The sequence below is a fragment of the Saccharothrix sp. DSM 118769 genome (assembly GCF_052936295.1).
The window spans coordinates 7,503,040-7,522,918 of the sequence record NZ_CP193627.1; the positions used below are offsets into that span (position 1 = coordinate 7,503,040).

Consider the following 19,879-nt stretch of genomic DNA (forward strand, 5'->3'; position numbering starts at 1 on the left):
CGGGCATGATGGTCCGGTTCGGTTCTTTCAGAACCGCACAGTGGATGCGTAGCATTTTTGTGAGCAAGTCCTCGGCCTATTAGTACCGGTCAACTCCAGCCGTTACCGACCTTCCATCTCCGGCCTATCAACCCAATGGTCTCTTGGGGGCCTTAACCCACGAAGGGTGGGATACCTCATCTAGGAACGAGCTTCCCGCTTAGATGCTTTCAGCGGTTATCCCTTCCGAACGTAGCCAACCAGCAATGCCCTTGGCAGGACAACTGGCACACCAGAGGTCCGTCCGTCCCGGTCCTCTCGTACTAGGGACAGCCTTCCGCAAGTATCCTACGCGCGCGGCGGATAGGGACCGAACTGTCTCACGACGTTCTAAACCCAGCTCGCGTACCGCTTTAATGGGCGAACAGCCCAACCCTTGGGACCTACTCCAGCCCCAGGATGCGACGAGCCGACATCGAGGTGCCAAACCATGCCGTCGATATGGACTCTTGGGCAAGATCAGCCTGTTATCCCCGGGGTACCTTTTATCCGTTGAGCGACCACGCTTCCACAAGCCATGGCCGGATCACTAGTTCCGACTTTCGTCCCTGCTCGACCTGTCGGTCTCACAGTCAAGCCCCCTTGTGCACTTGCACTCGACACCTGATTGCCAACCAGGCTGAGGGAACCTTTGAGCGCCTCCGTTACTCTTTGGGAGGCAACCGCCCCAGTTAAACTACCCACCAGGCACTGTCCCTGATCCGGATCACGGACCGAGGTTAGACATCCAGTACGACCAGAGTGGTATTTCAACGATGACTCCACACTGACTGGCGTCAGCGCTTCACAGTCTCCCACCTATCCTACACAAGCCGAACCGAACACCAATACCAAGCTATAGTAAAGGTCCCGGGGTCTTTCCGTCCTGCCGCGCGTAACGAGCATCTTTACTCGTAGTGCAATTTCGCCGGGCCTGTGGTTGAGACAGTCGAGAAGTCGTTACGCCATTCGTGCAGGTCGGAACTTACCCGACAAGGAATTTCGCTACCTTAGGATGGTTATAGTTACCACCGCCGTTTACTGGCGCTTAAGTTCTCAGCTTCGCCCCGAAGAGCTAACCGGTCCCCTTAACGTTCCAGCACCGGGCAGGCGTCAGTCCGTATACATCGTCTTGCGACTTCGCACGGACCTGTGTTTTTAGTAAACAGTCGCTTCTCGCTGGTCTCTGCGGCCGAAAAATCCTAGCCCGCAAGGGGCTTCAAATCCCTCGGCCCCCCTTCTCCCGAAGTTACGGGGGCATTTTGCCGAGTTCCTTAACCACAGTTCGCCCGATCGCCTCGGTATTCTCTACCTGACCACCTGTGTCGGTTTGGGGTACGGGCCGCATGAACACTCACTAGAGGCTTTTCTCGGCAGCATGGGATCACTCTACTTCGCCTCAATCGGCTATGCATCACGTCTCAGCCTATATGCAGCACGGATTTGCCTATGCTACGGCCTACACGCTTACACCAGTACTACCACTCACTGGCGGAGCTACCCTCCTGCGTCACCCCATCGCTTGACTACTACAAGTTCAGGTCCCGCGCTCCACGTCGGGTCCTCATCCGAAGAATCAGACCCGGGCTTCGGGCGGTTAGTATCACAAGCCTCGCCATGGGCGCGTTCACACGGGTACGGGAATATCAACCCGTTGTCCATCGACTACGCCTGTCGGCCTCGCCTTAGGTCCCGACTTACCCTGGGCGGATTAGCCTGGCCCAGGAACCCTTGGTCATCCGGCGGCAGAGTTTCTCACTCTGCTTTCGCTACTCATGCCTGCATTCTCACTCGTCCAGCCTCCACACCTGGATCACTCCGGCGCTTCAATGGCTGAACGACGCTCCCCTACCCATCCAGACACTAGTTCTGAATGACACGGCTTCGGCGGTGTGCTTGAGCCCCGCTACATTGTCGGCGCAGGACCACTTGACCAGTGAGCTATTACGCACTCTTTAAAGGGTGGCTGCTTCTAAGCCAACCTCCTGGTTGTCTGGGCGACCCCACATCCTTTCCCACTTAGCACACACTTAGGGGCCTTAGCCGGCGTTCTGGGCTGTTTCCCTCTCGACTACGAAGCTTATCCCCCGCAGTCTCACTGCCGCGCTCTCACGTACCGGCATTCGGAGTTTGGTTGATTTCGGTAAGCTTGTGGGCCCCCTAGACCATCCAGTGCTCTACCTCCGGCACGAAACACACGACGCTGCACCTAAATGCATTTCGGGGAGAACCAGCTATCACGGAGTTTGATTGGCCTTTCACCCCTAACCACAGCTCATCCCCCAGGTTTTCAACCCTGGTGGGTTCGGGCCTCCACGCGGTCTTACCCACGCTTCACCCTGGCCATGGCTAGATCACTCCGCTTCGGGTCTAGACCACGCGACTATGAACGCCCTATTCGGACTCGCTTTCGCTACGGCTACCCCACACGGGTTAACCTCGCCACGCAGCACTAACTCGCAGGCTCATTCTTCAAAAGGCACGCCGTCACCCCTAAAGGCTCCGACGGATTGTAGGCACACGGTTTCAGGTACTATTTCACTCCCCTCCCGGGGTACTTTTCACCTTTCCCTCACGGTACTAGTCCGCTATCGGTCACCAGGTAGTATTCAGGCTTAGCGGGTGGTCCCGCCAGATTCACAGCGAATTTCACGAGTACGCTGCTACTTGGGAACACCGTCAAGAGAGATACCGGGTTTTCACGTACGGGACTTTCACCCTCTACGGCCGCGCTTTCCAGACACGTTCCGCTAACCACAGTATTTTATGACTCTCCGTCGATCCGGCAGAATCGACCAACAGGTCCCACGACCCCGCACACGCAACCCCTGCCGGGTATCACACGAGTACGGTTTAGCCTAATCCGCTTTCGCTCGCCACTACTCACGGAATCACGGTTGTTTTCTCTTCCTGCGGGTACTGAGATGTTTCACTTCCCCGCGTTCCCTCCACATACCCTATGTGTTCAGGTATGGGTGACCCCACATGACTGGGGCCGGGTTTCCCCATTCGGACACCCTTGGATCTCAGCTCGGTTGACAGCTCCCCAAGGCTTTTCGCAGTCTCCTACGTCCTTCATCGGCTCCTGGTGCCAAGGCATCCACCGTATGCCCTTAATAACTTGCCACAAAGATGCTCGCATCCACTGTGCAGTTCTCAAAGAACAACCAGACACCCCGCCACACTGTCAACGCCTGCCAAGTTCACCCTGGCGGTTCGGAGACGGGCGGAGCCCTGTCGTTTCTCGCTGAGGAAAACACTCGCGTGTTCTCTCAGGACCCAACAGCGTACCGAACAAGAAACTCTGAACCCCTCGGTGACCCTTCCACGCCCTTGCGGACAGTACTAACTCACCGAGCAACCCGAAGTCTTGCATTAGCCAGCATCCACATATATGAGCTCCACCCGACGATCATTCGCCGTCGGCGTGGCCTCCACCTTGGTCCGAAGACCGCGGTGCAGATGCTCCTTAGAAAGGAGGTGATCCAGCCGCACCTTCCGGTACGGCTACCTTGTTACGACTTCGTCCCAATCGCCAGTCCCACCTTCGACCGCTCCCCCCCTTGCGGGTTGGGCCACGGGCTTCGGGTGTTACCGACTTTCGTGACGTGACGGGCGGTGTGTACAAGGCCCGGGAACGTATTCACCGCAGCGTTGCTGATCTGCGATTACTAGCGACTCCGACTTCACGGGGTCGAGTTGCAGACCCCGATCCGAACTGAGACCGGCTTTGTGGGATTCGCTCCACCTCACGGCTTCGCAGCCCTCTGTACCGGCCATTGTAGCATGTGTGAAGCCCTGGACATAAGGGGCATGATGACTTGACGTCATCCCCACCTTCCTCCGAGTTGACCCCGGCAGTCTCCCATGAGTCCCCGCCATAACGCGCTGGCAACATGGAACGAGGGTTGCGCTCGTTGCGGGACTTAACCCAACATCTCACGACACGAGCTGACGACAGCCATGCACCACCTGTACACCGGCCACAAGGGGGCCAATATCTCTACTGGTTTCCAGTGCATGTCAAGCCCAGGTAAGGTTCTTCGCGTTGCATCGAATTAATCCACATGCTCCGCCGCTTGTGCGGGCCCCCGTCAATTCCTTTGAGTTTTAGCCTTGCGGCCGTACTCCCCAGGCGGGGTGCTTAATGCGTTAGCTGCGGCACGGAGGACGTGGAAGTCCCCCACACCTAGCACCCACCGTTTACGGCGTGGACTACCAGGGTATCTAATCCTGTTCGCTCCCCACGCTTTCGCTCCTCAGCGTCAGTATCGGCCCAGAGACCCGCCTTCGCCACCGGTGTTCCTCCTGATATCTGCGCATTTCACCGCTACACCAGGAATTCCAGTCTCCCCTGCCGAACTCAAGTCTGCCCGTATCGACTGCAGGCTCCACGTTAAGCGTGAAGTTTTCACAGCCGACGCAACAAACCGCCTACGAGCTCTTTACGCCCAATAATTCCGGACAACGCTCGCACCCTACGTATTACCGCGGCTGCTGGCACGTAGTTAGCCGGTGCTTCTTCTGCGGGTACCGTCAGTTGCCCTTCGTCCCCGCTGAAAGAGGTTTACAACCCGAAGGCCGTCATCCCTCACGCGGCGTCGCTGCATCAGGCTTTCGCCCATTGTGCAATATTCCCCACTGCTGCCTCCCGTAGGAGTCTGGGCCGTGTCTCAGTCCCAGTGTGGCCGGTCACCCTCTCAGGCCGGCTACCCGTCGTCGCCTTGGTAGGCCATTACCCCACCAACAAGCTGATAGGCCGCGGGTCCATCCCATACCGCCGGAACTTTCCACCCACCACCATGCAGTGGCAGGTCGTATCCGGTATTAGACCTAGTTTCCCAGGCTTATCCCGGAGTACAGGGCAGGTTACCCACGTGTTACTCACCCGTTCGCCGCTCGTGTACCCCGAAGGGCCTTACCGCTCGACTTGCATGTGTTAAGCACGCCGCCAGCGTTCGTCCTGAGCCAGGATCAAACTCTCCAATAAGGAATGAGTTCGATCGCTCCGAACAACACTGACAAGTAATGTCAGTTGTCCAGTAACAATCTCAAAGGAATCCTCTTGACGAGGATCATAAATTTACTGGCTATTCGGCACGCTGTTGAGTTCTCAAAGAACACACGCTCACCATCGTGTCCCGCGTCTTACCGCGGTTCATTCCGGGGCTTTGTGTTTCCGGTGTTTCGCTTGTGTCTGAAGCTTAGCTCGTTCGTTTTCGCGGTGTCAAATCGGCCGTTTCGGCTTCTTCGCTCCGCGTCACAACCCGCTTCGCATTCAGTTTTTATCCTACTCCCCCGCGCCCGAGGCGGCACACTGTGCCGCTTGTTCTTGCTCCGGGGGTTTCGCCGCGCTCCGTTCCGGTCTGTCCCGGCCCGTTCCGCGCTGGCAGAGAGAAACTTACACGAGGGCGGGCCGATAGTGAAATCGGGGGGGCCGTCCGGGTGTTTTCGCAGCTAGACGTGGTGCCGCTCCCCCGATAGGGGGATGCTGTGCCGGTGCTCCTCTCCCCTCGCGCCCGCCCGTGGGGCTCCTACGTCGTGCTCGTGCTCCTCGTCGCGGCCTGCTACTACCTGGGCGCGCGCCTCGGTCTGCTCCAGGCGCTGGTGAACGACCAGGTGACGCCGTTGTGGCCGCCGACGGGCGTGGCGGTGCTGGCGCTGCTGGTGGGCGGGCTGCGGTTGTGGCCCGGCGTGACGCTGGGGGCGTTCGCGGTGAACGCGTCGCTGGGCGACCTCCCGGTGACGGTGGCGATCTGCGCCGGCAACACGCTGGGTCCGGTGGTGGCCTGCCTGCTGCTGCGGCGCGCGGGTTTCCGCCTCGAACTGGACCGGACGCGGGACGCGTTGGCGCTCGTCCTGCTCGGGGCGCTCGCGGGGATGCTGGTCAGCTCGACGGTCGGGTCGACGGCCCTGCTGCTCAACGGTGTGGTGGACGGCGGTCGCTTCTGGTCGACGTGGGCGGTGTGGTGGACGGGTGACGCGCTGGGCGTCCTGGTGTTCGTGCCCATGGTGCTGGCGCTGCGGACCCTGCGGTGGCGGCGGCCGTCGCCGAGGCGGTGGGTGGAGGCCGCAGCGCTGGTGGGCAGCCTGACGGCGGTGATGCTGTTCGCGACGTCGCGCGACGTGCGCCTGATGTACCTGGTGTTCCCGTTCCTGATCTGGGCGGCGCTGCGCTTCCAGCACCTGGGCACGGCGCCGTGCGCGTTGATCGCCGCGACGATGGCGGCGCGGGGCGCGGCGGCGGGTAGCGGTCCGTTCGCGGGTGTGGATCTCCTCGTGCGGATGGTGGGTCTCCAGGCTTATAACGGGACGGCGGTGCTGACGGCGCTGCTGCTGTCGACGGTGATCGCGGAGCGGAACGCGGCACAGGCGGCGATCGAGCGGACGGTGGAGCAGTTGTCGGAGGTCGTGTCGAGGTACCGGCCGACCCCGTTGGGCGACCTGCTGCCACCGCGGCGGCCGGAGGGGCTTTGAGCGTGGACGTGGTCGTGGTGGGTGGCGGTCCGGCCGGGCGTGCGCTGGCGCGGGCGTGCGCCGCGCGCGGGCTGGGGACGGCCCTGGTGGACCCGAACCCGGAGCGGAGGTTCCGGGCGACGTACGCGGCCTGGGCGGACGAGTTGCCGCCGGGCGCGCCGGTGGCGGTGGAGGCGTCGCGGTCGCGGGTGGTGACGACGGCGGAGCACGCGGTGGGTCGCCGGTACGCGGTGCTGGACAACGAGCGGCTGTGGGAGCTGCCGGCCGTGGTGGACGTGGTGGCGGGCCGGGTGGTGCAGCGGTCGGCGTCGTCGGTGCGGTTGGCGGACGGCCGGGTGCTGCGGGGGCGCGTGGTGGACGCGTCGGGCGCTGCGGGTGGTTCGGGCGCGGCGCAGACGGCGGTGGGCGTGGTGGTGCCGGCGGAGGTGGCGCGGCCGTTCGTGGGCGTCGACGAAGCGGTGATCATGGACTGGCGGAAGCCGCCGGCGGCGACGACGGCGGACCCGACGTTCCTGTACGCGATCCCGGTGTCGGCGACGCGGGTGCTGCTGGAGGAGACGTCGTTGGCGCGGCGGCCGGGGTTGCCGCTGGCGGAGCTGCGGCTGCGGTTGCACGCGCGGTTGGCGGTGCACGGCATCGCGGTGCCGGAGGACGAGGAGCGGGTGCACATCCCGTTGGACGGCCGGCCGCGCGACGGGGCGTTCGGGGCGGCGTCGGGGTTGATCCACCCGGCGACGGGCTACAGCGTGGCGGCGGCGCTGCGGCGGGCGCCGGTGGTGGCGGCGGCGCTGGCGGCGGGTCGCCCGGTGGTGCGGTCGACCGCCGAACGGGTCGTCCACGCGATGTGGTCGCGCGGTCTCACGTCGTTGTTGGCGATGCGGCCCGACGAGGTGCCGGAATTCTTCCACCAGTTCTTCCTTTTGCCCGACAACCACCAACGCGCATACCTCGGCGGGCACGGTGACCTGCGGGGGACGCTTTCGGCGATGTTGCGGTTGTTCCACGACGCGTCGTGGTCGATGCGCGGTCGAATGGCATTTCCTGTGCGATCGGCCAAAAGTTGGGGAACACCGGGTTAACGCCCTCGTCTTGTGGTGGCGGAACGGGCACGATCCGGGGGTGCCCGCCTTGCTGGATGACGTACGGTTCGCCTTCCAGCCGCTGTTCAACCTCAACACCGGGGGTGTCGTCGCGGTCGAGGCACTGGCCCGGCCGCACGACGGCAGCGTGCAGGACCTGCTCCGAGCGGCTTTCCGCGCGGGGTACCTGGCGAACACCGACGTGGCGCTCGCGTGCCGCGCGGTCCGCCACGCCGCCGAGCACGGGCTCGGCGTGCCGCTGCACGTGAACCTGCTGGCGATGACGATCGCGGACAAGCCGGAGCTGCTGGCGCCGCTGTACGCGGTGCTGCGCGAGGTGGACCGCGCCCCGTCCGACCTGGTGCTGGAGGTCGGGGTGCCGTACTCGCGGGCGCCGCGCCGGCTGCTGGTGCGGGGGTTGCGGCGGTTGCGCGAGGACGGGTTCCGGCTGGGCCTGGACGGGGTGGGCGAGGGCGACTCGCCGCTGTCGCTGCTGACCGAGGTGCAGCCGGAGGTGCTCAAGCTCGACCGCGAGGTGGTGGTGGCGCTGCCCTCGGACCCGGCGAGGTTCGCGCTGGTCCAGGCGTTGCAGCACCTGTGCGAGCACACGGGGTCGCTGATCGTGGCGGAGGGCGTGGAGACGGAGGCGCAGCTGGCGGCGCTGCGCAGGCTGGGCGTGCGGCTGGCGCAGGGCAACCTGCTGGCGACCGCGCAGCGCCGGCCGCGGGTGGACGCGACGATCGCGGCCGTGCTGAGCGAGGTCAACGACCCCGAGTCGACGACGAAGACGATGACGGGGCAGGTGCGGCGCGGGTCGGGGCCGCGGGTGACGGACTTCCTGCACCCGGCGACGACGCTGCCGGAGTCGGCGACGTCGGAGGAGGTGCTGGAGGTCCTGGGCAGCCGGCCGACGGTGACCGGCGTGGTGCTGGTCGACGAGGAGGACCGGCCGCGCTGGACGGTGGACCGCAACCGGTTCCTGCTGGCGGTGACGGGGCCGTTCGGCCACGCCCTGCACGCGAAGCGGGAGGCGGCGCGGCTGGCGGACCGGCCGAAGGTGATCGGCGCGGAGTCGAGCGCGCTGGAGCTGCTGGACGTGGTGGCGCACACCCACCGGGAGCGCACGAACGACGACCTGGTGGTCGTGGACGGCGACGACCGGTGCCTGGGCGTGGTGCGGGTGGCGGACGTGGTGCGGGGCATCGCGGAGCTGAAGGTGGAGCGGGCGGCGGCGCTGAACCCGCTGACGCGGCTGCCGGGCACCGACTCGTTCGCGCGCGAGGTGGACCGGCGCGTGCTGGGCGGTGACCTGTTCGCCGTGGGGTGGCTGGACGTGGACGCGTTCAAGCGGGTGAACGACTCGGTGGGGTTCGCGGCGGGCGACGACCTGATCCGGGCGCTGGGGCGGGCGTTGACGGAGGGTGCGGCGGCGTTCCCGGGCGTGCACGTCGGGCACGTGGGCGGGGACGACTTCCTGGTGGTGGCGGGGTTGGACGAGATCGTGCCGTTCTCGGCGGCGGTGCTGGACGCGCCGTTCGACGCGGAGGGCCACCCGGTGACGCTGTCGCTGGCCACGCTGATCTGCGCGGCGGGGTCGGTGGGCTCCTACCGCGAGGTGTCGCGGCTGCTGGCGCCGCTGAAGGAGCACGCGAAGTCGCTGCGCGGCACCAGCTGGGTGCTGGGCCGGCCGGGGAGCGACCACGTGGACGTGCTGCGCGGCGGGCCGCACCTGGCGGTGGGCTGACCGCCGCCACCACCGTGACCGCCGTGACCGCCGTGCCGGTCGCCGAGGTCGCGGAAGTTCACCGCATCGCTGCCTGTGCACCAGTGCTGATCACTCATAGCATCCAGGGTGGTCACCCAGCGCAAGGAGGTCCCGGTGAGCGAGGCGACCGCCCTGACGCTCCCGCGCCCCGTGTCCGACCTGCCGCTGACGGTGGGCGTGGAGGAGGAGTTCCTGCTGGTCGACCCGGTCACGGGGGCGCTGCGGCCGATCGCGGGGGCGGTGCTGGGCGGGGCGGACGGCGGGCTGGACCTCCAGCCGGAGATGACGGCGTTCCAGGTGGAGAGCGCCACGGCGGTGTGCCTGACCATGGCGGAGGTGCGCGAGCAGCTCGTGGCGGCGCGGCGGGAGCTGGGGGTGCTGGCCGCCCGGCACGGCGCGCGGATCGTGGCGACGGGCACGCCGGTGCTGCGCGAGAGCCGGCCGCCGCCGCTGACCGAGGGCGCGCGGTACCGGACGATCGCGGCGGAGTTCGGGTCGCTGGTGGACGGGCTGACGATCTGCGGGTGCCACGTGCACATCGGCATCCCGGACCCGGCGACGGGGCTGCTGATCTGCAACCACCTGCGGCAGTGGCTGCCGGTGCTGCTGGCGGTGTCCGCGAACTCGCCGTTCTGGGACGGCCGGGACACCGGGTACGCGAGCTGGCGGTACCTGATGTGGGGGCCGTGGCCGTCGGCGGGCGCGCCGCCGTGGTTCTCGTCGGTGGAGGACTACCGGTCGGGCACGCGGGCGCTGCTGGAGTCGGGGGCGGCGCTGGACGAGGCGATGGTCTACTGGGACGTGCGGCTGTCGGCGAAGCACCCGACGGTGGAGCTGCGGGTGTGCGACGTGGCGGCCACGGTGGACGAGGCGGTGCTGGTCGCGGCGCTGGTGCGGGCGGTCGCGGCGATGGCGGTCGCGGGCGCGCCCGCGTTCCCGGTGTCGGACGTGGTGCTGCGGGGCGCGCTGTGGCGGGCGGCGCGCGACGGGCTGGGCGGCGCGGGCGTCGATCCGCGCAGCGGGCGGTTGGTGGCGGCGGCGGACCTGGTGCGGGAGCTGGTGGGCTGGGTGCGGCCCGCGCTGCGGGCGGCCGGTGACGAGGACCTGGTGGTGGACGGGGTGGAGCGGCTGCTGGCGGACGGGACGGGGGCGGTGCGGCAGCGGCGGGCGTTCGCGCGGCGCGGTGAGCCGGCCGACGTGGTGTCGTTCCTGGTGGGGCAGACCTGAGCGGGGCCGCCCGGGGAGGGCGGTGGCCGTGGGCTCGGTGTCAGCGGGGGTCGGTGTCAGCGGGGGTCGGTGTCAGCGGGGGTCGGTGTCAGCGGGGGTCGGTGCTCAGCTTGGCGTGGCAGTGCAGGTCGTGCGGGCCGTCGAGGTGCACGAGGGCCGCCCGCAGGGTGCCTTCGAGGGCGAAGCCGAGCTTGGCGGCGACCCGGCACGACGGGGCGTTGGCGGTGGAGTGCTGGAGGAACAGCCGGCGCAGGCCGAGGTCGTCGAACACCCACCGCTCGACGGTCCTCGTCGCCCGGACGGCGACCGCGCGACCGCGGTGCGCGGGCAGCACCCAGTAGGAGAGCTGGGCGACGCCCTCGTGCAGGGAGACGGTGCGCAGGCCGACCTGGCCGAGCGGTTCGTCGGTGCGCCGGTCGGCGACGGCCCAGGAGGCGTCGGTCTCGACGTTCCACCTGGTGCTCCAGCCCCGGGTCCAGGCGCGGGCCTCCTCGGGGCTGTTCATGCGGCGCAGGTGCCAGCGCCGGATGTCGGGGCAGTCGAACGCCTCGGTCACGGCGGCGGCGTCGCCCTCGTGCCACGGGCGCAGCACCAGCCGGTCGTCGACGTCGAGGCGGGGTTGGTCGCGGTCGCGCAGGGCGCCGGCGGGGAGGGTGGGCGGGGCGAGGTAGGGCACGAGGCCATCCTGGTCCACCGCAAGCGCTTTCGCGCCCGGTTTTGTCGGTGGTCGCCGGCAAGATGAAGAACAGGGGTCCCCTGGGCGGGGACCCCTGCGCAGCACGCGAGCCGCAGCACTCGGGCCGCAGCACTCGGGCCGGAGCAGGCGAGCCGGAGCAGGCGAGTCGCAGCGGGCAGGCCCGCCGGACGCGCCGAACCCGCCGCGCGCGGTAGGCGGCACGGCGGGTTCGGTGGTGGGAACGGGTCAGACGGTGAAGCCGAGGGCGCGCAGCTGCTCGCGCCCGTCGTCGGTGATCTTCTCCGGGCCCCACGGCGGCATCCAGACCCAGTTGATGCGGAAGTCGCTGACGATCCCGCCGCTCCCGCCCCCGCCGCCGACGAGGGCGGACCGGGTCTGGTCCTCGATGACGTCCGTCAGCGGGCACGCCGCGGAGGTCAGGGTCATGTCGATCAGGGCCACGTTGTCGTCGTCGACCCGGATGTCGTAGACCAGGCCGAGGTCGACGACGTTGATGCCCAGTTCGGGGTCGACCACGTCGCGCATGGCCTCCTCGACGTCGTCCAGCGCGGCCACGTCGGCCTTCGGCGCGGGCGGTTCGGGCATGCCCTCCACGCCGCGCACGACGTCCTCTTCGGTGCTGCTCATGGGTTCGCTCCCTCGCTGCGCGCCACGGCGTCCTTGAAAGCCATCCAGCCCAGCAGCGCGCACTTGACGCGCGCCGGGTACTTCGCCACGCCCGCGAACGCGATGCCGTCCTCCAGGACGTCCTCGTCCGGTTCGACCTGGCCTCGGCCCTGCATCAGCTCGACGAACGCGTCGAGCTTCGCGAACGCCTCGTCGACCGGCTTGCCGACCACCAGGTCCGTCATCACCGACGTGGACGCCTGGCTGATGGAGCAGCCCTGGCCGTCGTAGGACACGTCGGCGACCGTGCCGCCGTCCAGCCGCACGCGCAGCGTGACCTCGTCGCCGCACGTCGGGTTGATCTGGTGGGACTCGGCGTCGAACGGGTCGCGCAGGCCGCGGCCGTGGGGGTTCTTGTAGTGGTCCAGGATGATCTCCTGGTACATCTGCTGGAGCTGCATCACGCCACCCCGAAGAACTTCTGCGCCTCGCGCACGGCGTCCACCAGGGTGTCCACCTCGTCGAGCGTGTTGTAGAGGTAGAAGCTGGCGCGGACGGTCGCCGCGGCGTCCATCCGGCGGTGCAGCGGCCACGCGCAGTGGTGGCCGACGCGGACGGCGACGCCGAGGCTGTCGAGGACCTGGCCCGCGTCGTGGGCGTGGACGCCGTCGACGACGAACGACACCGCGCCGCCGCGGTCGGTCGTGTCGAGGGGTCCGACGACCCGCACGCCGGGGATGGCGGAGAGGCCGCGCAGGGCGGCCTCGGTCAGCCGGTGCTCGTGCGCGGCGACGCGGTCCATGCCGATCTCGTCCAGGTAGTCCACGGCCGCGCCGAGGGCGACCGCCTGGGACGTCATGGGCACGCCGGCCTCGAAGCGCGCCGGCGGCGGGGCGAAGGTGGACTTCGCCATGTGGACCATCTCGATCATCGACCCGCCGGTGAGGAACGGCGGCAGCGCCTCCAGCAGCTCGCGGCGGCCGTAGAGGACGCCGATGCCGGTCGGGCCGAGCATCTTGTGGCCGCTGAACACCGCGAAGTCCACGCCGAGGGCGTGGAGGTCGACCGGGCCGTGCGGGACGGACTGGCACGCGTCGAGCACGGTCAGCGCGCCGACGCGGCGGGCGGCCCCGACCAGCGTCGCCACCGGGTTGACCGTGCCCAGCACGTTCGACTGGTGGGTGAACGCCACGACCTTGGTGCGGTCGTTGACCAGGGTGTCGATGTCGGACAGGTCGAGCCTGCCCTCGTCGGTGACGCCGAACCAGCGCAGCGTGGCGCCGGTGCGGGCGGCGAGCTGCTGCCACGGCACGAGGTTGGCGTGGTGCTCCATCTCGGTGACTACGATCTCGTCGCCGGGGCCGACGCGGAAGCGCTCCGCCTCGGGGCCGGCGGTGGCGGCGTTGCCCATCGCGTACGCGACGAGGTTGACGCCCTCGGTCGCGTTCTTGGTGAACACGACTTCGCCGTACGAGGCGCCCACGAAGTCGGCGATCTTCTGCCGCGCGCCCTCGTAGGCGTCGGTGGCCTCCTCGGCGAGCTGGTGCGCGCCGCGGTGCACGGCGGCGTTGGCGGTCTCCAGGAAGGCGCGCTCCGCGTCGAGGACCTGCCTCGGGCGTTGCGAGGTGGCGCCGGAGTCCAGGTAGACCAGCCGCTTGCCCTCACGCACGGTGCGGCCCAGGATCGGGAAGTCGGCCCGGACGGCAGCGGCGTCCAGTGGGGCCGCGGTGGCGGTCCCGGCTGCGGTGGGGGTGGTGGTCACTGCTCCGACGCCTCCTCTCAGAACGTTGGTCACGACAGGTGCAACGTCAGCCGATGCTGGCGGCTTCCTGCTTCCCGATGTACTTCACGTAACCCTCGGCCTCCAGCTTGTCCGCCAGCTCGGGGCCGCCGGACTCGGCGATGCGGCCGTTGGCGAACACGTGGACGAAGTCGGGCGAGATGTACTTGAGGATGCGCGTGTAGTGCGTGATCAGCATGACGCCGACCTCGCCGCCCGCCTTGTAGCGGTTGACGCCCTCGGACACGACGCGCAGCGCGTCGACGTCGAGGCCGGAGTCGGTCTCGTCGAGGATCGCGATCTTCGGCTTGAGCAGGCCCAGCTGGAGGATCTCGTGGCGCTTCTTCTCGCCGCCGGAGAAGCCCTCGTTGACGGAGCGCTCGCCGAAGGACGGGTCGATGTCCAGGTCGGACATCGCGCCCTTGACCTCCTTGACCCAGTGGCGCAGGTTGGGGGCCTCGCCGCGGACGGCGGTGGCGGCGGTGCGCAGGAAGTTCGTCATCGACACGCCGGGGACCTCGACCGGGTACTGCATGGCGAGGAACAGGCCCGCGCGGGCGCGCTCGTCGACGGTCATGCCGAGCACGTCCTCGCCGTCCAGCAGCACGGTGCCGGAGGTGACGTCGTACTTGGGGTGGCCGGCGACGGCGTAGGACAGGGTCGACTTGCCGGAGCCGTTCGGACCCATGATCGCGTGGGTCTCGCCCGCCTTGATGGTCAGGTCGACGCCCTTGAGGATCTCCTTGGCGCCTTCCTCGGTGTTGACCGAGACGTGCAGGTCCTTGATCTCCAGAGTGGCCATTGGTGCTCAGTTCTCCTGGTGTGGCGGGCGAAAGTCAGTTCGTGGTGGTGGCGACGTCGACGTACACGTCGTCGCCGCGGAGCTCGACGGCGAACACGTCGACCGGCTCGGTGGCGGGCGGCGAGGACGGGCGGCCGGTGCGCAGGTCGAAGCACGACCCGTGCAGCCAGCACTCCACGCCCTTGCGCGTGACCTCGCCCTCGCTGAGCGCGACCTCGGCGTGGGTGCAGAGGTCGCGCAGCGCGTGCACGGTGTCGCCGTCGCGGACGAGCAGTACGGGGGTGGCCTCGTCGCCGACCTCGAACGCGACCGGCTTGCGGTCGTCGAGGTCGGTGACGGAGCACACCCGGAGCATCAGGCCCCCACCGCTTCCAGTTCCGCCTCGATGGCGGCTTCGAGGCGCGCGCGCACCTCGGGGACGGTGATCTTGAGCAGGATCTCGTGGAAGAAGCCGCGCACGACGAGGCGGCGGGCCTGCTCCTCGGGGATGCCGCGGGCCTGGAGGTAGAACAGCTGCTCGTCGTCGAACCGGCCGGTGGCGCTGGCGTGGCCCGCGCCCTCGATCTCGCCGGTCTCGATCTCCAGGTTGGGCACCGAGTCGGCGCGGGCGCCGTCGGTGAGCACCAGGTTGCGGTTGAGCTCGAAGGTCTCGGTGCCCTCGGCCGCGGCGCGGATCAGGACGTCGCCGATCCACACGGTGTGCGCGCCCTCGCCCTGGAGCGCGCCCTTGTAGACCACGTTGCTGCGGCAGTTGGACACCGCGTGGTCGACGAAGGTGCGGTGCTCCAGGTGCTGGCCCGCGTCGGCGAAGTACAGGCCGAGCAGCTCGGCGTCGCCGCCGCGCCCGGTGTAGGTGACCACCGGGGTGAGCCGGACGAGGTCGCCGCCGAGGGTGATGACGGTGTGCTTGAACGAGGCGTCGCGGCCCAGCTTGGCGTGGTGCGCGGAGACGTGCACCGCGTCGTCGGCCCAGTCCTGGATGGCGACGACGGTGAGGTGCGCGCCGTCGTCGACGACGAACTCGACGTTGTCGGCGTACGCGCCGGAGCCGCGGTGGTCGAGGACGACGACGCCCTCGGCGAACGGCCGGGCGTGCACCTGGAGGTGGCCGTAGGCGACCCGGCCCTCGCCCGCGCCGGTCACCGTGACGGTGGTGGGCCCGGACTTCGCGTCACCGGGGAGGGTGATCACGGTGGCCTCGGTGAAGGAGTTCCACGCCTGGGCGGCGACGCGGTCGCCGGGGGTGCCGGCCACGCCGAGGCGCTGGTCGCCGCGGGCGGCCCGGTCGACGGTGACGCCCTCCGCCGCGGTCACCTCGACGGTGGCCGTGCCGGTGGCGGGCGCGCCGTCGTGCAGGCCGGCCAGCCGCTTCATGGGGGTGAAGCGCCAGATCTCCTCGCGGCCCCCCGGCACCTCGAACGCGTCCACGTCGAACGACGCGAAGTGGTCCGCGCGCGAGGAGATGGGGGCACCCGCGCCGTGCGAGTGGGCCGTCAGGCCGTGCTGCTGGTCTTCGGTGGTGACGGCCATGTCAGCCGACGGCCCCTTCCATCTGAAGCTCGATCAGGCGGTTCAGCTCGAGCGCGTACTCCATGGGCAGCTCGCGCGCGATGGGCTCGACGAACCCGCGCACGATCATGGCCATGGCCTCGTCCTCGTTGAGACCGCGGGACATCAGGTAGAACAGCTGGTCCTCGGACACCTTCGAGACGGTGGCCTCGTGGCCCATCGACACGTCGTCCTCGCGGACGTCGACGTAGGGGTAGGTGTCGGAGCGGCTGATGTTGTCCACCAGCAGCGCGTCGCACTTGACCGTGGACTTCGAGTGGTGCGCCCGCTTGTTGACCTGCACGAGGCCGCGGTAGGAGGTGCGGCCGCCGCCGCGCGCCACCGACTTCGACACGATCGTGGACGACGTGTGCGGCGCCATGTGGACCATCTTCGCGCCGGCGTCCTGGTGCTGGCCCTCGCCCGCGAACGCGATCGAGAGGACCTCGCCCTTGGCGTGCTCGCCCATGAGGAACACGGCCGGGTACTTCATGGTGACCTTGGAGCCGATGTTGCCGTCGATCCACTCCATGGTCGCGCCCTCTTCGGCCTTGGCGCGCTTGGTGACCAGGTTGTAGACGTTGTTCGACCAGTTCTGGATGGTCGTGTAGCGGCAGCGACCACCCTTCTTGACGATGATCTCGACGACGGCGGAGTGCAGCGAGTCCGACGAGTAGATCGGCGCGGTGCAGCCCTCGACGTAGTGCACGTAGGCACCCTCGTCGACGATGATCAGGGTCCGCTCGAACTGGCCCATGTTCTCGGTGTTGATCCGGAAGTACGCCTGGAGCGGGATGTCGACGTGGACACCCTTCGGCACGTAGATGAACGAGCCGCCGGACCAGACCGCGGAGTTCAGCGCGGAGAACTTGTTGTCACCCGAGGGGATGACGGAGCCGAAGTACTCCTTGAACAGCTCCGGGTGCTCCTTGAGGGCGGTGTCGGTGTCGAGGAAGATGACACCCTGCTCCTCGAGGTCCTCGCGGATCTTGTGGTAGACGACCTCGGACTCGTACTGGGCGGCGACACCGGAGACGAGGCGCTGCTTCTCGGCCTCCGGGATGCCCAGCTTGTCGTAGGTGTTCTTGATGTCGTCGGGCAGGTCGTCCCAGGTCGCCGCCTGCTTCTCGGTCGACCGGACGAAGTACTTGATGTTCTCGAAGTCGATGCCCGACAGGTCGGAGCCCCACGTGGGCATCGGCTTGCGGTCGAACAGGCGCAGCGCCTTGAGGCGGAAGTCGAGCATCCACTCGGGCTCGCTCTTCTTCGCCGAGATGTCGCGGACGACGTCCTCGTTCAGACCTCGGCGGGCGCTCGCGCCGGCGGCGTCCGAGTCGGCCCAGCCGAACTCGTAGTTGCCGATGCTCGCCAGGGTCTCCTCCTGGCTGAGCGGGGCTGTGGTGGTGCGCTGCTCGGCAGCGGCAGTCATGCGGGCTCCCCTCCATCTGAAGTCCGTGCGTCGGCGTCGCCGACCCGGTTCGGGCCGTCGGCGTCAACCGAGGCGGTCCTGGGTGTGTTCGGGATGTGCGTCGTGCACACGGCATCGCCGCGGGCGATGGTGGCCAGGCGCTGGACGTGCGTGCCGAGCAGGTCGGCGAACGCCGCCGTCTCGGTCTCGCACAGCTGCGGGAACTCGGCGGCGACGTGCGCGACCGGGCACAGGTGCTGGCAGAGCTGCTCACCCGCTCCCACGTGCCGCGCCGAGGCAGCGTAGCCCTCCCGGGTGAGCGCGGCCGCGAGGGCCTTGGCCCGGTCGGCCGCGTCGGGCTGGGCCACGATGGCCGCCCGGTGCTGGTCCACGAACGCGCTGACGCGGCGCTGCGCGAAGGCCCGTACCGCCTCCTCCCCGCCCTGTTCGGCGAGGAACCGCAGCGCGGCGACGGCGAGGTCGTCGTAGGCGTGCCCGAAGCGGGCCCGCCCCTGCTCGGTCAGCAGGAACAGCTTGGCCGGGCGACCCCGGCCGCGCTGGGTGCGCCGGGGCGCCTCCCTGCCGGTCGCCTCACCGTCCGCCACCAGGGCGTCGATGTGCCGCCGCACCGCCGTGGGGCTCAGGCCCAGCCGGTCCGCGACCGAGGCCGCGGCGACCGGGCCCTGCTCCAGCAGGAGCCGGGCGACGGCGTGCCGGGTCCGGCCGTCGTGCCCCGCGGGCACGCCGGTGGAGTCGGTCCCGACGTTTTTCACAACACCAGTGTTGCTTATTTCGTCGGCGCTCGCAAAGATCGCCCCGGATCGGGTGACCCGACTCACGCGCCGGGGGCGGTCGCTACCCTTCGGGCGTGGCGGCGGGCGGAGTGGTGATGGCGAACCGGAGCGCGATCGGCGAGGCCGCGCCCCTCGACGCCCCCGAGCGGCGGCAGCTCGACATCATCCGCCGGTGGGGCACCGTGGGCGCCCTGCTGATGGCGGTCGGGTCGCTGGGCGCGGGCGCCGCGCCGGTGTTCAGCCCCCTGCCGGGCACGCCCGTGCTGGGCCTGTTCCCCCGGATGAACAGCGCCTCGATGGCCGTGGTGTGGACGGGCATCTTCCTGATCGTGTCGGCGTGGCTGTGGCTGGGCCGGTTCGCCCGGCCGGGCCGGCCGCGGCTGATGACCCGCAGCCAGCTCGACCGCACCCTGCTGATGTGGATCACGCCGCTGGTGTTCGTGCTGCCCATGTTCAGCCGGGACGTCTACAGCTACCTGGCGCAGTCGCAGATCGCGGCCAACGGGCAGGACCCCTACGAGCTGGGGCCGGCCACGGCGCTGGGCGTGGACCACCCGCTCACCGTGAACGTGCCGAACATCTGGCGCGAGACGCCCGCCCCGTACGGGCCGCTGTTCCTGGCGGCCGGCCGGGTCATCTCGATGGTGACCGGGGACGGCGTCCTGCCGGGGATCTTCCTGCACCGGCTGCTGGTGCTGCTGGGCCTGGCGATGATCGTGTGGGCGCTGCCCCGGCTCGCCCGGCGCTTCGGCGTGCCGCCGGTGAGCGCGCTGTGGCTGGGCGCGGCGAACCCGCTGGTGCTGTTCCACCTGGTCGTGGGCGTGCACAACGAGGGCCTGGCGATCGGGTTGATGCTGGTCGGCATGGAGCTGGCGCTGCGCCGGATGCCGACCACCCCGGGCGTGCCGGTGACCCGCGACGAGCTGCTGTGGATCGTGCTCGGCGCGACCATGATCACGATGGGCGCGGCGGTGAAGATCCCGGCCGCGCTGGCGCTGGGCTTCCTGGGCGTGATGATCGCCAGGCGGCTCGGCGGCCGGTTCACCGACCTGGTCAAGGCGGCGCTGCTGCTGCTGCTCATCTCGGGCGTGGTGATGGTCGGCACGTGCGTCGGCACCGGCCTCGGGTTCGGCTGGGTGCAGACGCTGAACACGGCGAGCACGGTCAAGAGCTGGATGTCGCCGCCCACCGCGATGGGCTTCACGGGCGGTGGGCTGGGCCTGCTGCTGGGGCTGGGCAACCACACCGAGTCGATGATCGCGCTGATGCGGCTGGTCACCCAGGGCGTGTCGGTCGTGCTCGCGGCGACGCTGCTGTGGAAGGCGTTCCGGGGCCGCATCAAGGCCGTCAACGGCCTGGGCGCGGGCCTGGGCGCGGTGCTCGTGCTGGGGCCCGTGCTCCAGCCCTGGTACGTGCTGTGGGCGGCGTTGCCGCTGGCCACGGCCGTGCTGGCGCGCCGCTTCCGGGTGTTCGCGACCACGGCCAGCGCGGTGATCGCGGTGATCCTGCCGCCCACGGGCTCGGCGTTCGACGGCCGCGCCTACACCGTGCCGCAGGCCGTGGCGGGCGCCCTGATCGCGTTCGCGGTGTGCCTGTTCGTGGCCCGCAAGCAGGTGTTCCCGCTGATCAGGCGGGACCCGCTGCCCGGGTCGGTGTAACCCACCGGCCCGTTCGGGCG

The 19,879-nt window shown here is 68.6% G+C and carries 14 protein-coding genes and 2 rRNA genes; 5 read left to right on the forward strand and 11 right to left on the reverse strand.

What is annotated here, in order from left to right:
• Window positions 1–59: 59 nt before the first annotated feature.
• A 23S ribosomal RNA gene (locus ACRAKJ_RS31315) occupies window positions 60–3,145 on the reverse strand.
• Window positions 3,146–3,491: 346 nt separating this feature from the next.
• Window positions 3,492–5,008: ribosomal RNA gene (locus ACRAKJ_RS31320) — 16S ribosomal RNA — on the reverse strand.
• Together the 16S and 23S rRNA genes form the textbook arrangement of a ribosomal RNA operon.
• A gap of 509 nt (window positions 5,009–5,517) precedes the next feature.
• On the opposite strand from ACRAKJ_RS31320, the gene ACRAKJ_RS31325 reads away from it, so the two are divergent.
• From ACRAKJ_RS31325 to ACRAKJ_RS31340, 4 genes are all read left to right on the forward strand, one after another.
• On the forward strand, window positions 5,518–6,495 hold the full coding sequence (locus tag ACRAKJ_RS31325) for an MASE1 domain-containing protein (RefSeq protein ID WP_438924931.1): 978 nt from the start codon (window positions 5,518–5,520) through the stop codon (window positions 6,493–6,495).
• A gap of 2 nt (window positions 6,496–6,497) precedes the next feature.
• A complete protein-coding gene (locus ACRAKJ_RS31330) occupies window positions 6,498–7,574 on the forward strand; it encodes a lycopene cyclase family protein (RefSeq protein ID WP_438924953.1) in 1,077 nt (358 codons plus the stop codon).
• A gap of 40 nt (window positions 7,575–7,614) precedes the next feature.
• Complete coding sequence (locus tag ACRAKJ_RS31335; RefSeq protein ID WP_438924932.1) at window positions 7,615–9,318, forward strand: EAL domain-containing protein; 1,704 nt, start codon at window positions 7,615–7,617, stop codon at window positions 9,316–9,318.
• Window positions 9,319–9,453: 135 nt separating this feature from the next.
• The gene (locus ACRAKJ_RS31340; protein ID WP_438924933.1) at window positions 9,454–10,566 is read left to right on the forward strand and encodes a glutamate--cysteine ligase; all 1,113 of its coding nucleotides are present in this window, start codon (window positions 9,454–9,456) and stop codon (window positions 10,564–10,566) included.
• Window positions 10,567–10,654: 88 nt separating this feature from the next.
• On the opposite strand, the gene ACRAKJ_RS31345 is transcribed toward ACRAKJ_RS31340, so the two are convergent.
• The 9 genes from ACRAKJ_RS31345 to ACRAKJ_RS31385 form a co-directional block, all read right to left on the reverse strand.
• The gene (locus tag ACRAKJ_RS31345) at window positions 10,655–11,260 is read right to left on the reverse strand and encodes a GNAT family N-acetyltransferase (RefSeq protein WP_438924934.1); all 606 of its coding nucleotides are present in this window, start codon (window positions 11,258–11,260) and stop codon (window positions 10,655–10,657) included.
• Between the two features lie 228 nt (window positions 11,261–11,488).
• On the reverse strand, window positions 11,489–11,890 hold the full coding sequence (locus tag ACRAKJ_RS31350; RefSeq protein ID WP_438924935.1) for a metal-sulfur cluster assembly factor: 402 nt from the start codon (window positions 11,888–11,890) through the stop codon (window positions 11,489–11,491).
• The gene (sufU, locus tag ACRAKJ_RS31355) at window positions 11,887–12,330 is read right to left on the reverse strand and encodes a Fe-S cluster assembly sulfur transfer protein SufU (protein WP_438924936.1); all 444 of its coding nucleotides are present in this window, start codon (window positions 12,328–12,330) and stop codon (window positions 11,887–11,889) included. Before sufU ends, ACRAKJ_RS31350 begins: the two co-directional genes overlap by 4 nt.
• Window positions 12,330–13,631 carry a SufS family cysteine desulfurase gene (locus tag ACRAKJ_RS31360; protein ID WP_438924937.1) on the reverse strand — a complete coding sequence of 434 codons (1,302 nt, stop codon included), beginning with the start codon at window positions 13,629–13,631 and terminating at the stop codon, window positions 12,330–12,332. The genes sufU and ACRAKJ_RS31360 overlap by 1 nt, the downstream gene beginning before the upstream one ends.
• A 46-nt stretch (window positions 13,632–13,677) precedes the next feature.
• Window positions 13,678–14,451 (reverse strand): Fe-S cluster assembly ATPase SufC, encoded by a 774-nt coding sequence (gene sufC / locus ACRAKJ_RS31365; protein ID WP_438924938.1) that lies wholly within the window; start codon window positions 14,449–14,451, stop codon window positions 13,678–13,680.
• A 34-nt stretch (window positions 14,452–14,485) separates the two neighbouring features.
• Complete coding sequence (locus ACRAKJ_RS31370) at window positions 14,486–14,806, reverse strand: Rieske 2Fe-2S domain-containing protein (RefSeq protein WP_438924939.1); 321 nt, start codon at window positions 14,804–14,806, stop codon at window positions 14,486–14,488.
• A complete protein-coding gene (gene sufD, locus ACRAKJ_RS31375; RefSeq protein WP_438924940.1) occupies window positions 14,806–15,981 on the reverse strand; it encodes a Fe-S cluster assembly protein SufD in 1,176 nt (391 codons plus the stop codon). The genes ACRAKJ_RS31370 and sufD overlap by 1 nt, the downstream gene beginning before the upstream one ends.
• Before the next feature lies 1 nt (window position 15,982).
• Window positions 15,983–17,428 carry a Fe-S cluster assembly protein SufB gene (gene sufB / locus ACRAKJ_RS31380; protein WP_438924941.1) on the reverse strand — a complete coding sequence of 482 codons (1,446 nt, stop codon included), beginning with the start codon at window positions 17,426–17,428 and terminating at the stop codon, window positions 15,983–15,985.
• Entirely contained in the window at window positions 17,425–18,180 is a 756-nt protein-coding gene (locus tag ACRAKJ_RS31385; protein WP_438924942.1) for a winged helix-turn-helix transcriptional regulator, read from the reverse strand. Before ACRAKJ_RS31385 ends, sufB begins: the two co-directional genes overlap by 4 nt.
• A gap of 116 nt (window positions 18,181–18,296) precedes the next feature.
• On the opposite strand from ACRAKJ_RS31385, the gene mptB reads away from it, so the two are divergent.
• A complete protein-coding gene (mptB, locus tag ACRAKJ_RS31390; protein WP_438924954.1) occupies window positions 18,297–19,859 on the forward strand; it encodes a polyprenol phosphomannose-dependent alpha 1,6 mannosyltransferase MptB in 1,563 nt (520 codons plus the stop codon).
• The last annotated feature ends 20 nt before the right edge of the window (window positions 19,860–19,879 follow it).